The organism is Vibrio campbellii CAIM 519 = NBRC 15631 = ATCC 25920 (assembly GCF_002163755.1).
GTDB lineage: Bacteria > Pseudomonadota > Gammaproteobacteria > Enterobacterales > Vibrionaceae > Vibrio > Vibrio campbellii.
The window spans coordinates 561,748-576,237 of the sequence record NZ_CP015864.1 but is presented as its reverse complement, the minus strand read 5'-3'; the positions used below and the strand labels follow the sequence as shown (position 1 = coordinate 576,237).

Sequence of the window (14,490 nt, the reverse complement as noted above, 5' to 3'; positions counted from 1 at the left end):
GCGCGGTTAGCAGCCAAAACACACTTGGATGCTGCCGCCCTCCTTCCTGCCAGACCAGCCTTGCAGAGACGGCCAACACCAAAGGCGCGTTAACCTACCGGAACCCTGCGTAATATCAACAACAAAGCTTTGCGAGTGCCGAGCAAGGCTTATGCTGCTTTTTGGGTGTCACACCGACGGGAGCGCGGAGCAAATGAGGACGGACTAGGACGAGAGCGCGACGAGCGGCGGGAGGTCAAAACCCCCGTATCTGTATTACGGGGGTAAATTCCACCATACCTCAACGGTTCGATGAAATCGTGATTAGGCTCAAATAAGCAACCAAACATCTATGCAATTAATTTATATTATTGAAACTAAGAAGTTTATCTATTGAGATGATTACTAAAAAACGGCACAATGTGCGGATAAATGAGGCTAAAAGCCGCATAACAAGCGTTAGCCATTTTGATAACTATCGAGGTAGTCTTTGGAAGAGTTCGAGGCAATTTTACAAAAATACGAGCCTAGCTTTATTTCGTCTAGATTAGGTTCTTTAGAAGACATCAATGAACTTGCAACGATCTTTTATCGAGATGTTGCGGAAATATATGACTGTCTTACGAGAGTCAAAAACATCGAAAGAAACCCTTCAGGTTACTCTTTGGATGATGCACCTATTATCGGTTTACTGGTAAAGGTGTGGAAGTTAATGAAAGAAATCGTTAGTTATTATGAGGTTGAGAACGCTGAAATAATTAGTGTGCTAGAGCGCCCTTTGCTTGAGTCAGCGGTTACTGCTAGCTTTCTATTGAAGTCAAATTCTGAAGTTATAGAGGATTATAGGAAAGTGTCATATAAAGATCGCTTACGAATCCTTCGAGAGTGCGATGATGGTAATTCTTTTTTTGAGACTAAAGCAGGGAAGCGTATTTATCAATCCGTGATGGATAAGCTCGATATTGAAGGCTTTGATCGCGATTCATTCTCTACACAGAAGAAAAACCGCTGGAAGCTTCAAGGTAAGAATTTCTTTGAAATATTCAAAGAGGTTGAAGACCCCAAACAATATACTTACACATTTGGGATGATGTCTGAGTCAATTCATGCATCGTGGAATGACTCATTGGACTGGTGCCTAGCTCGGAATGAAGATCATACATACGATCCATTTCCTTTTTACCATCCGCCAGATATTCGATATATGGCGACGACTTTAACTTTTTGCAACAGACCTTATAAGTTGTGGTTAGAGCATATTGGAATTGATGGCTACCCTATTGAGGTGTTGGACTGGATAGAACGAGTAAACTCAATTCTGTATGTTCATTTCGACAAATTATATGGTGATGAAAACGGCTAACAAAGCATTTAAGAGTGATTCGCAACGCTTGGCAGTTTCGCTTCGCTCAAGTATAGCCAAGCGTAGCTCACACCTTAATGTGGCGTTAGAAGGTAGGAGGTCTATTGGAACTTAGTGATTTTATAGATGAGTTAGTTAAGCTTGATACACCGGATAAGATTTTCGACTTCAGTAGGAAACATGTTCTTCATGGTACACCACATGTTTTTAAGGAGAGAGAAAATGACTTCTATGAGTTCAGGAAAAAAATAGCTAGCAAGTTTGATATTTCATTCCATGAAATATACATAACGGGCTCTGGGAAGTTGGGGTTTAGCCCTTTCAAGAGAAAGGTGTTTGACTATGACTCAGATATTGATGTAGCGATTATCTCGCCAAGTCTATTTGAGAATATTATGTGGGATATCTCGAAATATCAGATGCGTTTCAGAAAAGCCCGGGCGACAGTGCAAGAGCATGAACTAGAAATGTATCACGAATTTCTGGAGTATGTCGCTTTAGGTTGGGTGAGACCTGACAAATTGCCTGTTTCTTTCCAGATGGGAAGCGTCAAATCAGATTGGTTTGATTTTTTTAATACTTTGTCATACGGTCGTTCCGAGGTCGGAAACTACAAAGTTAGTGCTGGTGTATTTAAGAGTTATAAGCATCTAGAAAACTACATTGTTAGTGGTCTTATTGACGTACAAAAAAGAGCCAAACTTAGGAAGTAATTATCATGGGACATCAAATTAAACCTTCAGTTACAAACCCGACCATTGCAGACTTGTATGAGAAAATCGAAGATAACAAGTTAGATATATCTCCAGACTTCCAACGTAAGTTTGTATGGACTCAAGAGCACCAAGAGCAGTTTCTAGACACCATTATTAACGGTTACCCATTTCCTGAAATATATGTTTGCCAAGGGAAAATCGACACTAAGAAGTTAAGAACTTCTCAAAAAGTGATTGATGGACAGCAGCGCTTGACCACTATTCGCAACTATATCGATGATACGTTTGAAAAGCCTTTGAGCTTAGTTAAAAGGTTTGAAGACCTAACCGAAGAGGAGAGAATTAACTTCTTGGAGTATCAGGTTGTCGTACGAGATATTGGTAAAGTTGAAGAATCGTTAGTTAGAGAAATTTTCAGACGTATCAATCTAACGAAATTCAAGCTTGAAGATATTGAGATTCAGAATGCTATCTATGACGGTAAGTTTATTCAAGTTGCTAAGGAACTCTCAAGTGAGATCGAACTTGGCGAGTTTGGTGTATTCCATGATTCCGAATTTACGAGAATGGCTGATGTACATTTCTTTTTACAAGTAATGTCGACTATAGAGCGAGGCGGTTACTATCATAGGGATAATGAACTAGAGAAGTGCGTTGCGGAGTTCAATGAAGAATATATTAACGCCCATAAAACGAAGTCTCTTATTCTAGAGGCTATCAGTGTAGTCAAAACATTGGAACTTGAGCTAGATTCAATCTGGTTTAGGAAATCAAACTTTTTCACTTTAGTAGTTGAGATCTGTCTCGCCGAAAGTATTCCAACGGACTTTAAGTCTAAGTTACTAGAGTTAGAGGGACACGTAATGGCTAACCGCAATACTAAAGACAATGATTTTGGCGTTTATTACGGGTATATGTACGCTGGAACAAATAATAGGAAGTCTCGCGTCACTAGGTCAGAAATCTTTAGAAATTTCGTATTCGGTTAGAACCTTCTAACAAACTGTTTAAGAGTGATTCGCAACGCGTGGCATTTGACCACGCGTTTTTCATTTCAGCTACTTGATCCCATATGCCCTTAGAAGTAGCCTATATGCGCTAGGTTTTATATGTCAAGGATATGAAATGGCTAAGTTTTTAAATACAAGTGCTACAAACTACTATCTCGAAGAACTTATCAAAAACGCTTCAGAGAGACTGATTCTTATCAGTCCTTTCCTCAAACTTAATGATCGTATTCGAGAGCTTTTAGAGGACAAAGACCGCTTAAAAATCGACATCAGAATTGTCTATGGTAAGAGCGAATTGCAGCCCGATGAGATTAACTGGCTCAAAGGACTCTCTTTTGTTCGCACTAGCTTTTGTAAGAACCTTCACGCCAAGTGCTACATGAACGAGAGCTCTTGCATTATTACAAGCTTGAACCTGTATGAGTTTAGTCAGGTAAACAACAATGAAATGGGTATCTTTATTGGCCGTGATGAAGATGCAGAGATTTACAAAGACTCTTACGAAGAAGCACAACGCATCATCCGTATAAGTGATGAGGTGAGAATATCTTTAGAGAAGGTGCAAGCTGAATCAGCCCCTTCCGAAAGTAGTGAGCCAGCTTCTAACGTTCAAGAACAAACGAAGATCACCTCTTCTAAGTTAGCGCAAAAGCACAAACTCAAAACGGACGATTTCCTTAAACTGTGTGTGACCAAGGGTTACCTATCTTTTAGTGATGGCAAGCATTCGTTAACAGATGAGGGTAAGTCGCTTGGTGGCGAGTTCAAATACAGTAAGCGTTTCGGCCCCTACTTCATTTGGCCTGAGTCACTCGAGGTCGTATAGATTCAAAGAAGGCTCCACTCGGAGCCTTTTTTATTACACCATATTCTTCAACACTCTCGCATACTTCAGTATTTGTTGAGCAATTGCCATATCATTTGAAGCGCTTAACTCTAACAATGCTGCACCTGTTTTTAACGAGAGTGAATCTTGCACTGAACGATCTTGTATGATCAAATACTTATGATTTTGGAGAACGTTCAATGAGTAGAAACAAGAAATACGAAGAAAAGATGAAATCACAAGGATTTAAGAAGGTAACTATCTGGGTTCCTGCTGATAGAGAATCAGATCTAAAACAAGCTGCATCTGAAATGTGTGAACACGAAAACCTAACCGTCGGTGTGTTAAAAGACTTGAATACGGGTCGTATGGTTTCTATGCATTAAAAGGTATGTCACTGGTGACAGGCGTAAAAAAACCGAACCCCATCGCTAATAAGGTTCGGCCTGTTTAACTGTCGAGGTCAATCGACGTTGGAAATATAATGCTTTTAACGCTTTGCTACATGTGGGAGTGACCTATTCTCGATACACATCGCAATATCTCCTACTTTAACAACTTACTTACTGAACATTTCGCGGCTCAAATCGCTTTGTCCACTTTTATCCAACTCAGTTTTTTGTTCTCTCGAATGCAGCGATACCTGCTTCACATAGAGGTCTTGTTACAGGTTTGAAGGCATTTTCCGTTTTTTTTAGCCCAGAATCCGTATATCTAGCACACCACACATTATCCTTTCTTCCTGTAGTCTTATTCAAATAGTGGACACTTAGATAACTGTAATCGTTGATCTCGACTTTTAGTATGTCAGATACATCATAGTTGTTAGGTAGTGAGACCACCACTTCGTTGTTATTCCTTGTCTGGTGATTTGTACGGTTCGCAGGCTCACTTGAGGTGTAGTCGTGAAAAGCAGATGTCTGACCGTGTGCAAGGCCTGAGACAGTAGCAAGGGCAATTATTAGAGGGGTATATTTCATCTTCTAGTTTTCCTCCTTGGGATGTTTGTGATTTTGTTAGCGCGAATTCTCATTAAAATCACATTTAAGATCAATTGCACATGAGTAACCTGATGAATAGATCACAAGCTTCTCTTTTCAACTTTTTTATCAATATCGGAGGTTTGGGTTTATGTATTAGAGCCACCTTTGCTAATATATGTATATACATACAGTATTGGTGATTTTATGCTGATTAGATACGTAAAGAGCCACGTTGGCTACCTACTCGACTCTGACGGTTTAGACATATACGGGAAGCGGATTGACGTCCCCGCTTTACTTCGTGATGGTGAACATAGGCACAGTAAATTTGGAGGTATGATTAACGCTTTTGAGTGTGGTTCCTTCCAACGAGTTAAGTTGGTTGGTTTCACTGAGTACAGTTTCGATGATGGTAAGAACTGGATAAAGATACCAAAGAATCACTATCTGATTGGTATCAGGAAATGTGGCGAGTTTTATGTTGTTCTGTTCAACGGTAAACCTAGAGTCAATGAATACTCACCAAAACAACCAGAACGTTACACTAACAATGTTCACTTCATTCGCAAGACACGCTGACAATAAAACCTCAATTCGGCTGTATTGGGGAGTAAGCCCATAAAAAACATAAGGCTTATTAGCTCTCACCATTGCAAAACAAGTATCATATTAATTAAAATACCGCAAAAACAAACATAGAGATTAATTATGATAAAAAAGATTGAGCTAACTTGTTATCGCTTAGATAAGCTAGGTATTTATAGCAACGAACACGAACCTTATCTCACACCAAAGAGCTTAATGAAAGAGTTGAAAGGATGGGCCTTTGACTCGAAAAAACCTTTAGTAGAGACTCAAACTTTCATGCCTAATAGCCAAACTCTAGAGGCATATTGTCTAGATTTTATTGAGCGAGATGGTGACTACATACTTGGGCTTTGGAACAAAGTGCAAGCTTCAACAAAGGGTGTTGGCTCTGTAAAGAAAAACACAACACCAGAAAATGCGAAGGTAAGCCACACTAAAATAGACGAAGATAGCATTCCCGGCTTCCCAACTTACTTTTTTATCTCACCGAAGCGTAACTTAATCGCCCCTATCAAAATGGATCTGAAACAGAGCGGCATTTTGGCATTTCGCTATTACATGAGGGGTTATCTAAGACACTTTTCGTCTCACTATGTTGACCGTGTTGATGGAGAGACTCGCATACGTGGACTATGTAAAACTTCAAAAATCGGAATGATAGAAGATAATAGGTTTCCTGATAAAGGTGCACAACCTCTGGTCATGTTTGCTTTGGATATTGAAAGTGTAGAAAAGAGACATTTTATTGAAAATGCACACAACATAACCAAAGTGGTAAAAGACTTATCTACTGAAGAGCTTGTTTATGATGAGGACCAGACGCACATTGAGCATCTCGTTAGAGCTTTTAGAGGGCTGCCAATGACAAAGAGAAAGTCAAGCCGTGTTACAATGCCTGTTAACCTTACACAAGTACATGTTGAAAGCATGTTTGAGTCATACGAGGCTAACGAAGGCTCTGATGAGTACAATGTTGGATTCGTAATGAAGGGTGAAAGTAGTAAAATCCATTGGATGTCTGGAGCAGCCAAAACAATCGAATTAGAGGGTCGTGTTGACTTCCATGAAGTAGACCAACCTGACCTAGAATCACTTATGAAATTAATACAAAGCGCGGGAGTTGGTTCAAGTGTACAAAGTGGAGAACAACAAGACGTTGCTTAGATACGCCAACGTAGCGTGTCTAATTTTCGTTATAGCCACTGGTTTTGGTTACGGTGATAATGTTAAAGGATCTAGCCAAAAAGATTTTGTAAATATGCTCATTACGGTCTCAGCAATTGTCTTCGGTGTTATGGGAGCTTGGTTGAGCTTGATGAAAATTGAACTTCAAGTCGGGATAGAGAGTGCTAGCACTGTCCAAGAAGCGTCTTCTCACATGAAGCGCGGTCGCGGTCTGATTTATCCGATCACAATCTCATCCATGATTTTGATTGGAAGCGTGTTGTTTTCATTATCATTCTATATTTTACCGAACTTGGCGCTAAGCTCTGACTGGATTGGCTATATTAAAAAGGTTAGTTTTTCTGCAATATGTACGGGTGCTTACGGGATAATTTATACACTCTGTATTGTCATCTTCCAAGGAGCCGAGTTTTTGATTCAGTTATCGGACATAAATCAGGAAACTAGAGCCCGTCTGCAACGAAATCAACATAGAAAAGAATAGGCTCCAATCGGAGCCTTTTTTTATACCATATTCTTTAACACTCTCGCATACTTCAGGATTTGGTGAGCAACTGCCATATCATTTGAAGCACCTAACTCTAACAATGCTACGCCAATCAATACTTGCTGAGCCGTCACCCGCTGGCCAGTTGGAAGCTCTAGGCGATCATGCCTCATTACGAAGTTTTCCCACTCATCGCAGATGCTCAGTTCCCTGCCCTTGTTCATACGCATTAGCCGTCTACACTCTGGCGGAATGGCTTTTCCCTTATCCCACTGTTTGACCGTCCTCACACTTTTTAAACAAAGTTCAGCTGCTTCCTCAACGCTTAAACCACATTCAAATTCACGAAAAATATAGTTTTTTGTCATTTCGTGATACTTCATTGAACTGTCCCTCAAAAGCGGGACATTTTATAAATAAGTGATATGCAACTGCATTAAGCATAAGGGCCCATAATGCGCACTGAATCTGTTAGGGCAATTTAGTAATGTCCGGTTTTAGCCACTTTAAAATGTCCTCCTAAGATTAACAACATTGCTTTTGAGGCTTTAACCGATGTTGATTACGATGAGTGAAAAAGATATTTACCGATTTAAGGTTCTGTCTGACGCCCGTGAAAGCGATTACGTCAAGTTGATGCTGCAGTTATTCTATATGTGTCTGTTCGTCATGTCCGGCGTTTACTCAATCGACTTTCCACTTTAGGAGCTCAAAGTCTCGCGCACGCAGCTCGCGGTCGCCCAAGTAACCGACGTTACTCTGAAGATTTTAAAGTTGAAATACTAAAGATCATTCACAAGTATTATTCTGATTTCTCACCAACGCTCGCTCTAGAAAAACTCTCAGAGCAACACAACATCGCTGTATCTAAAGAGACTCTACGTCGATGGATGATCGCCGACGGACTTTGGGTCCCACACTCTAAACGCAAGCCCCGAATTTACCAACCTCGCTACCGACGTGATTTTTTAGGCGAGCTCGTTTAAATTGATAGCTCTCACCATGATTGGTTTGAAGGATGCGCTGGCAAATGTTGTTTACTGGTCTTCATCGATGATACGGCTGATCGTCTGATGAACTCAAGGTTCAGCGAAACCGAATCGGCCTTTGATTACATGCTCACTCTGACGGTTTATTAAGCCAAACGATAGTTCTATTTAAAATGAGAACTAAAGTTTAATCTGGTCGTTTATGGGATCCTCGATAGATTATCGTGATTTTATAAAATTAACCATTGCACTCAATTACCTCAGAGAATATATATTGCTCGCAAATTCATAATAAGAGTCAATATGTTGTGCTAATTACAAAATCAAAAGCATTATGCCTACCCCTACTTTTCCTATCTTGCAATGCAGTGGCTGAAAGCGATTTCTCTGTAGAAACGATCTTAAGTGGTCATCAAGTGTCTCAGTTTGCTTTGGGTGACACAGATGGAGATGGCAGAGACGAGATCATTTTTCTTGATCAATATGGCACCATGAGAATCGCCAGAAACTTCGCGAACCCAAGCTCGATCAACATGCTAACGAACACCAGGTGGAGTCTATCTGATAATTGGAAGCTTCAGTTCTTAGATCAAGCTTACCCAACTACCGATATCCGAGTACAAATGACCTACGAGCATAATGGCAATGTATTTAAATCCGGTGTTGGTGTCGCAACTAAAAAAGATGGAAAAATAGAAATCAATATTAACGGATATAGTGGAAACCCAGCTGTGACGATCAACTATCTGTCTGTTTCCAATGGTTCAATGAAAGGCAACTATAAAGACATCCAATACGGTAACTCAAGAAGCTACCCTATGAATGCCCGTATGGATTGATACTAAAGATTAGTTTGGCCTTGTATTCCAACTAACACGGTAAGCCTTTCATCGACACGCTATTTCGTCGTTGTTACGGTTGGAAAAGAAGCGGATCAACATACCATTAAGAACAAAAAGCCGAACCCCATCACCAAGGGTTCGGCTTTTTAGTAACCTTCTCACTGATCATGGAAACGTAAGTATTAACATTTTCGAAGCCCGTCTAGGTCAATAGACATGCCCAAGGTATCGGTTCAGATTATGCTGTGTAAATAATCATTAGTACGGTTCTGAACTCACTCGAAAGGTTTAAACGTTTTGAAGTTCCACATTACACAATGTTTAGACACACTCTACATAACTAACCCAGCAGAACACGCTTCTGTTTCCTTTTGGATCCCGCCACTCCGGTTTCTGTTTTGAGGGTTTCCGTCTTGAAGCGAAATCAAGTAAAGAAAGGAAGCGACCCTCCAAGCAGTAATTAATGTTCGTTACCAATGTTTGCTCTCTGTATCCGTTATCAAAGGCACGAGCGTCTGGTCTTCTCCCTTTTTATTAGACTAAAAGTTACGATGTAACACGAAAGTAAAACTGCTCTCTAAAGTGCTATGGTTCGCTATGTAGCCCAGTGATCATTTTCTCTCACATAACGGCTCTAACTGGACGTCCAACCAATCTCAATTCTTACGATTTAGGCTTTTAGATTTTCTGTTTTCCTCGAGTATTTCTGATCCGATGGAATTTAGTCCGCAAGTACTTACTGCCTTTAAAAGACCCTATAAAACTGAGTTAAATTATCATCAATCAAAGTGACGGTGTCTCTTTTAGATTTTTACAGGATATTCCACTACTCGGAAATTCCTCTTAATTAAGCTTTGTAATTTAATTACAACCTCCAATGAAAAGCAAGTATACACCAGTTATTTATATTGATATAAGCCACTGTATTTAAACAAGTTGATGCTTGTGGTGGATTTTTTTTGCAGGGTTTTCGGCTGTTTGGAGAAAGAGACAGTTAATTGTAATTAGTAAAATTTTACCAGTGTATTATGGCAGTGTTTTCCACTCTACTTTGATTTCATGAGTGTGACGCGGTAACTAAATGTTTTGTCAGATGAAACTGGCGGAAAGGTGGTGAGTTGTTTGTTTTCGAGGGATATACAACGGGCGTAAAAAAGCAGGGTCTGTGCCCTGCTCTTTGTAATTTCTTAGTCTTGTTTCTTTGCGGCGTATTCTGCTCGAATTTGCTCTGCAACGATCTTAATCGCTTCTGCGGTACTTGTGCCCTTTTGCATTAGTTCTTGAATACGTTCTACAGCTTGTTGCTGTTCTTGATGGGACAGAGGTGGTAAATCGTCAAACATAAAAAAGCTCCTCAATGTGAGGAGCTGACTATAACGATTCGCTTAATAGGTCGCAAGGAAATTAATTGAAGCGCCCATTGCATCCGCGTTGGTGTATCGGGCAGCAATGTCTATTTCAATTAAGTTAAGTGGCGATAAGCCAAGACCGGCAGTGATCGTCCCCTCGTCATCTGAACGAGCCAGGTTTGTCATATAACCGCCACGAAGTGCAAGCTGGCGAAGTACGTCAATCTCAAAACCGGCGCGTAGCATTTGTGTGTTGTCATCAAATGTAGTGAACTTCTTCTCTTCGTTTAAATCGTAATCAACACTAAAGCTAAAGTAATCGGCTACGTAACCCGCACCAACGGTGTAAACTGGTCGCATGCTGTACTCATAGGATTGGATCGTGTCGCCGATGTATGTGAACGATTTGGTTTTCACGTCGCGGCCAATCAAGTTCTTGGCAGAGATACCCACGCGATATGGTCCAAAGAACCAAAGTGCGCCGGCATCTAAGTTGAACATGGTTTCTGCGGTTTCATTTTCACGCAGGTTTTTAGTGTCAAATGCGGCAAAGCTGGTCGCGTATGAATAGGTGTAGATGCGTTGAAGTTTTGGTGTGATACCAAATGACAGGTGCTGGTTCATGAAGTTGGTGTACTTCGCCAGTGAAATACCCGCTTCCGCTACGCCAATGGAGACACCGCGCACGTAACTGTCATTTAACGGATCGCCGCTCACTGTATCGATGGTCGGCTCAACGAAAGATTCAGTATACAGTTTGCCGTATGCTGTTGCAGATAAGAACTTGTTTGGGATACCAACTGCAACCACACCGCCTAAATCGAAGTCCATTTTCTGGCCATCAATGGCATTTAATGAGTTCACGATCTCGGTTGGGTCCGTGAGTTTGCCTATTCGCTCAATCTCATCGATTAAACCGTTTTGGTCGTTATAGTTGATACCAAAGCTTGGCACAATCATACCTGCGTCGTCGTTACGTCGGTAAATGGCGGTAAGCGCTGGGTTAAAGAATGGTGCGGTTAGGTAAGAGGCAGATACGGTGCCCACGCCACCCATTGCATCACTGCGCGCTTCAATTGCGTAAGTGGCAGCAGAAGCAGCGCCTGAGAATAGCGCTGCAGTCATAGTGGTGGCTAAAATTTTGTATTGTGTCTTCATACTACATTTGTGTTTTCGTTCTTCCTGAACTTATATCGGCACAAGTGTAATATCTTTAGCTATTCTTCGAGGGAAACATCATAAGTTCGGCTAATAGTTTGAGCTTGCTCAACAATAATGTCTCCTTGCCAACGGCGACTGTTAATGCTTACAGCCAAAACGTAGCGATCGTTGGGAACACCATCGAGTTCAAGTGCATTTGGGTAGTTCGATTCGTAGGTCTTTTTCCACACTTTATCGTATTGCCCCCCGATGTAGTCGTATAAACTTACTTCCAATTGCGGTAAAGGACAGTGCGGATTACGAAGCGCACTCTTTTCTACTTTCCAATTCTCTTTTGATGTCCAACGAACGTATTGCGATGAGCTTGAATCCCCTAAAATCACCCAAGTGCGATAAGTGCGCTTGTCTTTTGTGGTGATAGAGAGATGGTACAACCCCGCGTCTAAATTACCGGTTAAGTTATAACGTTTAATAAAGTTGCGTTCGTTAGCCAGCTCCGTTTCCTCTTGCGGCTCTTCATAATTGAAGGAGCTATCGGAAGAGATTGAGCTATCAACCCAACGACGAAATAAGACGTTTTCGATATCGGTTGTCGCGCGCAGCTTAACCACAAGTCGGTAGGTATCTCGCCCTGGGCTTTGAATGGTTTGACGGATAACGTTAATTCCGCTGATCCAATCTGGAAGCGTAACGCCAGTGAGAGACTTACCACAGTCTTTTGATAATGATTGAGCGAGCAAGTCATTGAGATGCGGTATGGTTTCTTTGTTGGGTTCGCTTTGCCAAAGTTCAACAAGGGAGTTGAACATGCCACCAAGGTCATCCTCTAGCAGATGTTGGTGTGCTTGAGTTAAAGGCACATTGGACTGAAACCAGTCCGCTGCATGGACTGGTCTCACTAACAGTAATGAGAAAACTACAGGAAGTAGTGTTTTCATTCTTGTGATTACGCTTTCATCTTGTAGCCAACGCCACGAAGTGTTTCGATTTCAAGACCTGGCAGTTTCTGACGAAGCTGCAGTACGTGTGTGTCTACGGTACGAGTTGTCGGGAAGTGGTTGTAACCCCAAACGTGGTCTAGTAGTTCATCCCGTGTAAACACGCGCCCAAGGTTTGATGCCAAGAACAACAACAGGTCAAACTCAGTTCGAGTCAGTGTGATCATTTCGCCTTTGAATACAACTTCGCGTGTCGCGCGGTCGATTTCTAAGTCTTTGGTCATCACTTTGTCAGCGTTGCCCTGTTCTGCTGCATCTGGTGCACGAAGTTGTGCACGAATACGAGCAAATAGCTCGGCTTCAGCGAAAGGTTTTGTTAAGTAGTCGTTCGCGCCAGAATCTAGGCCAGCAACTTTATCTTTAACAGTAACAAGTGCAGTAAGCAGGATTACTGGAACATCTTTAATTTTTTTCCATTCAGGAAGAGATTGTACTGAATCGCCATCTGGTAGTTGGCGGTCCAGAATGACTAAGTCAGCCTTTTTCCATTGTGGCTCAACGTCTGAAATACGCTCCACATGTAAACACTCATATCCTGCTTGTTCCAGGCTTACTAACAGGCCGTCAGCCAAGTTTTTATCGTCCTCAACGAGAAGCAGTGTCTGTTTCACAAGGTATCTCCAATATAAAGGTTGTAGGTGGTCCCATTAGGGACATTTTTCCGCCCATGCGGCCTACCATTGATTCAACTATTGTTAATCCAAGCCCTAATCCGCTCTTACTTACGAACGGTTTTCTTAGGTTTGCCCAATCTTTTGCAGTCAAGCTGCCGGCATCTATGACTTGGATAATGATCTTATCCGCACGGGTTTCTACACGTAGTTCTACCGGTGCTTCACCATACTTCAGTGCGTTTCGTAGCAAGTTGTCGATACAGGTCCCAAGCCAGTACACGTTAACTTTAGCAGCTACATCTTCATTTATTTTGAATAGTACAGCGTTATCAAATTCTTCTTCAATCTTATATTCTAGCCATTCTGCAACCGATGGAACCCAGTCTGTTGCAAGCATTTGGTTATCAGATTGCAAATAATCTTTACTTGCCTCCGCTAACTGGCGTAATCGGCGCGTATCTTCACACAATCGGCGAAATTCGTCGTAAACACTTTCAGGTAAATGTTCAAACTCGCGACGAAATCCCTCAACGGTTAAAGACAACGATGCAATTGGCGTTCTTAGTTCGTGCGTTAGAATCTGCAGTACCAGCATCCGGCTGCGCATTTCTTCACGCTTGCTGTTCCAACGATACACTGCCCAGCCTATTACCAGCAAGATGTTGGCAATCACAAGGACGATCATGCTGATCCGTAACACTTGTGAGTGATCTTCTACACCCCAGCAGATATTGCCGCGTTTTACGAAACAGCTTCGGCTTTCTGATGCTAATTCGTAAGACAGGCCTGCGTTTGCAACGTTTTCTTGCCATACGTTTTCGGCGAATACAAAATAATGATCGCCACGGCGTAACCACAACTCTTTACCCTCAATAAACATGCTCGCGCCGGCGATGAGTGCGTTGATCGCATCGTCATCCATATTCTGTAGGCTTGCGAGTAGTTCGTCACCTTCATCGTTAGTTCGCTCTTTAATATGCATGTATTGAGCAAGTTTAAGACGAAGATCTGGATACTTTTCTACATAACGCGCTGCATAGGTTCCCCCCCCGGGGTGGATCAAGCCGCTGCGCGAGAACCAACGCGGTGTCAGTTGCGTCCCCTTACATATGGCACGCGTAAAGACTAAAGGTTCAGTAATTAAAGGGCTTAACGGTAATTTTCCGCGACACGTGTTGGCTAAACGGTACAACTGCTGAATATCTTTCAGCGGATAGTCTGCCGTTTGCGGCAACATTGAGTCCGGCGAGAGCAATTTGGTTGGGTAGTTAGATTGCAGTATGCGTATATCATACGATTTAAGGGCTACTTCGTAATTAAATAGCTCTGTAAACGTATCTATTCGTTCTGGTAATGAATCTGCAAATGCGGGTGCCGAGAAAATTGACAGCATTAAAGCA

General features: G+C 41.7%; 17 protein-coding genes and 1 pseudogene. 10 read left to right on the top strand and 8 right to left on the bottom strand.

Going from position 1 to position 14,490, the window contains the following annotated elements; all coding sequences use genetic code 11:
• Nucleotides 1–469: 469 nt before the first annotated feature.
• From A8140_RS18395 to A8140_RS18380, 4 genes are all read left to right on the top strand, one after another.
• Nucleotides 470–1,342 (top strand): DUF5677 domain-containing protein, encoded by an 873-nt coding sequence (locus A8140_RS18395; RefSeq protein ID WP_005531364.1) that lies wholly within the window; start codon nucleotides 470–472, stop codon nucleotides 1,340–1,342.
• A gap of 104 nt (nucleotides 1,343–1,446) precedes the next feature.
• Complete coding sequence (locus A8140_RS18390) at nucleotides 1,447–2,055, top strand: hypothetical protein (RefSeq protein ID WP_005531365.1); 609 nt, start codon at nucleotides 1,447–1,449, stop codon at nucleotides 2,053–2,055.
• A gap of 5 nt (nucleotides 2,056–2,060) precedes the next feature.
• On the top strand, nucleotides 2,061–3,047 hold the full coding sequence (locus A8140_RS18385) for a DUF262 domain-containing protein (RefSeq protein ID WP_005531367.1): 987 nt from the start codon (nucleotides 2,061–2,063) through the stop codon (nucleotides 3,045–3,047).
• 136 nt (nucleotides 3,048–3,183) lie between these two features.
• Nucleotides 3,184–3,894, top strand: coding sequence for a phospholipase D family protein (locus A8140_RS18380; protein ID WP_005531369.1), 711 nt, complete (start codon nucleotides 3,184–3,186; stop codon nucleotides 3,892–3,894).
• 33 nt (nucleotides 3,895–3,927) lie between these two features.
• Here the strand turns inward: A8140_RS18380 and A8140_RS25700 are convergent.
• Nucleotides 3,928–4,020, bottom strand: a pseudogene (locus A8140_RS25700) (regulator); the annotation flags it as partial.
• 74 nt (nucleotides 4,021–4,094) lie between these two features.
• Between A8140_RS25700 and A8140_RS18375 the strand changes: the two are divergent.
• On the top strand, nucleotides 4,095–4,280 hold the full coding sequence (locus A8140_RS18375) for an antitoxin MazE-like protein (RefSeq protein ID WP_005531371.1): 186 nt from the start codon (nucleotides 4,095–4,097) through the stop codon (nucleotides 4,278–4,280).
• Nucleotides 4,281–4,505: 225 nt separating this feature from the next.
• Here A8140_RS18375 and A8140_RS25450 read toward each other — a convergent pair whose 3' ends face one another.
• Nucleotides 4,506–4,874, bottom strand: coding sequence for a hypothetical protein (locus A8140_RS25450; protein WP_005531372.1), 369 nt, complete (start codon nucleotides 4,872–4,874; stop codon nucleotides 4,506–4,508).
• Between the two features lie 207 nt (nucleotides 4,875–5,081).
• Here A8140_RS25450 and A8140_RS18365 point away from each other — a divergent pair, with 207 nt between their 5' ends.
• The 3 genes from A8140_RS18365 to A8140_RS18355 all read left to right on the top strand — a co-directional run bounded on the left by A8140_RS18365 (nucleotide 5,082) and on the right by A8140_RS18355 (nucleotide 7,134).
• A complete protein-coding gene (locus A8140_RS18365) occupies nucleotides 5,082–5,456 on the top strand; it encodes a hypothetical protein (protein ID WP_005531375.1) in 375 nt (124 codons plus the stop codon).
• A gap of 129 nt (nucleotides 5,457–5,585) precedes the next feature.
• Nucleotides 5,586–6,629 (top strand): hypothetical protein, encoded by a 1,044-nt coding sequence (locus A8140_RS18360; RefSeq protein WP_005531376.1) that lies wholly within the window; start codon nucleotides 5,586–5,588, stop codon nucleotides 6,627–6,629.
• Nucleotides 6,604–7,134, top strand: coding sequence for a hypothetical protein (locus A8140_RS18355; protein WP_157722012.1), 531 nt, complete (start codon nucleotides 6,604–6,606; stop codon nucleotides 7,132–7,134). The genes A8140_RS18360 and A8140_RS18355 overlap by 26 nt, the downstream gene beginning before the upstream one ends.
• A gap of 20 nt (nucleotides 7,135–7,154) precedes the next feature.
• Here the strand turns inward: A8140_RS18355 and A8140_RS18350 are convergent, their stop codons facing one another.
• Nucleotides 7,155–7,520: a phage protein gene (locus A8140_RS18350; RefSeq protein WP_005531381.1), complete on the bottom strand. Its 366-nt coding sequence runs from the start codon at nucleotides 7,518–7,520 to the stop codon at nucleotides 7,155–7,157.
• Nucleotides 7,521–7,793: 273 nt separating this feature from the next.
• Here A8140_RS18350 and A8140_RS26020 point away from each other — a divergent pair, with 273 nt between their 5' ends.
• Both A8140_RS26020 and A8140_RS18340 read left to right on the top strand, forming a co-directional pair.
• Nucleotides 7,794–8,123 (top strand): helix-turn-helix domain-containing protein, encoded by a 330-nt coding sequence (locus A8140_RS26020; RefSeq protein ID WP_005531383.1) that lies wholly within the window; start codon nucleotides 7,794–7,796, stop codon nucleotides 8,121–8,123.
• 311 nt (nucleotides 8,124–8,434) lie between these two features.
• A complete protein-coding gene (locus tag A8140_RS18340; protein WP_038862909.1) occupies nucleotides 8,435–8,965 on the top strand; it encodes a hypothetical protein in 531 nt (176 codons plus the stop codon).
• A 1,190-nt stretch (nucleotides 8,966–10,155) separates the two neighbouring features.
• On the opposite strand, the gene A8140_RS18335 is transcribed toward A8140_RS18340, so the two are convergent.
• The 5 genes from A8140_RS18335 to vxrA are packed head-to-tail and all read right to left on the bottom strand — an operon-like array spanning nucleotide 10,156 to nucleotide 14,483.
• Nucleotides 10,156–10,311 carry a YoaH family protein gene (locus tag A8140_RS18335; protein WP_005427041.1) on the bottom strand — a complete coding sequence of 52 codons (156 nt, stop codon included), beginning with the start codon at nucleotides 10,309–10,311 and terminating at the stop codon, nucleotides 10,156–10,158.
• A gap of 42 nt (nucleotides 10,312–10,353) precedes the next feature.
• Nucleotides 10,354–11,475, bottom strand: a complete 1,122-nt coding sequence (locus A8140_RS18330) for a conjugal transfer protein TraF (protein ID WP_005535370.1) — start codon at nucleotides 11,473–11,475, stop codon at nucleotides 10,354–10,356.
• 59 nt (nucleotides 11,476–11,534) lie between these two features.
• Nucleotides 11,535–12,416 (bottom strand): DUF2861 family protein, encoded by an 882-nt coding sequence (locus A8140_RS18325; protein WP_005535372.1) that lies wholly within the window; start codon nucleotides 12,414–12,416, stop codon nucleotides 11,535–11,537.
• A gap of 8 nt (nucleotides 12,417–12,424) precedes the next feature.
• Nucleotides 12,425–13,087: a response regulator transcription factor VxrB gene (gene vxrB, locus A8140_RS18320; RefSeq protein ID WP_005427102.1), complete on the bottom strand. Its 663-nt coding sequence runs from the start codon at nucleotides 13,085–13,087 to the stop codon at nucleotides 12,425–12,427.
• Nucleotides 13,062–14,483, bottom strand: coding sequence for a sensor histidine kinase VxrA (gene vxrA / locus A8140_RS18315; RefSeq protein ID WP_305799927.1), 1,422 nt, complete (start codon nucleotides 14,481–14,483; stop codon nucleotides 13,062–13,064). The genes vxrB and vxrA overlap by 26 nt, the downstream gene beginning before the upstream one ends.
• Nucleotides 14,484–14,490 lie beyond the last annotated feature (7 nt).

Coding starts and splice junctions, on each gene's coding strand:
- vxrA (WP_305799927.1), bottom strand. CDS start 14,483: ATGCTGTCAATTTTCTCGGCACCCGCATTTGCAGATTCATTACCAGAA.
- A8140_RS18360 (WP_005531376.1), top strand. CDS start 5,586: ATGATAAAAAAGATTGAGCTAACTTGTTATCGCTTAGATAAGCTAGGT.
- A8140_RS18380 (WP_005531369.1), top strand. CDS start 3,184: ATGGCTAAGTTTTTAAATACAAGTGCTACAAACTACTATCTCGAAGAA.
- A8140_RS25450 (WP_005531372.1), bottom strand. CDS start 4,874: ATGAAATATACCCCTCTAATAATTGCCCTTGCTACTGTCTCAGGCCTT.
- A8140_RS18385 (WP_005531367.1), top strand. CDS start 2,061: ATGGGACATCAAATTAAACCTTCAGTTACAAACCCGACCATTGCAGAC.
- A8140_RS18365 (WP_005531375.1), top strand. CDS start 5,082: ATGCTGATTAGATACGTAAAGAGCCACGTTGGCTACCTACTCGACTCT.
- A8140_RS18330 (WP_005535370.1), bottom strand. CDS start 11,475: ATGAAGACACAATACAAAATTTTAGCCACCACTATGACTGCAGCGCTA.
- A8140_RS18335 (WP_005427041.1), bottom strand. CDS start 10,311: ATGTTTGACGATTTACCACCTCTGTCCCATCAAGAACAGCAACAAGCT.
- A8140_RS18325 (WP_005535372.1), bottom strand. CDS start 12,416: ATGAAAACACTACTTCCTGTAGTTTTCTCATTACTGTTAGTGAGACCA.
- A8140_RS18350 (WP_005531381.1), bottom strand. CDS start 7,520: ATGAAGTATCACGAAATGACAAAAAACTATATTTTTCGTGAATTTGAA.
- A8140_RS18375 (WP_005531371.1), top strand. CDS start 4,095: ATGAGTAGAAACAAGAAATACGAAGAAAAGATGAAATCACAAGGATTT.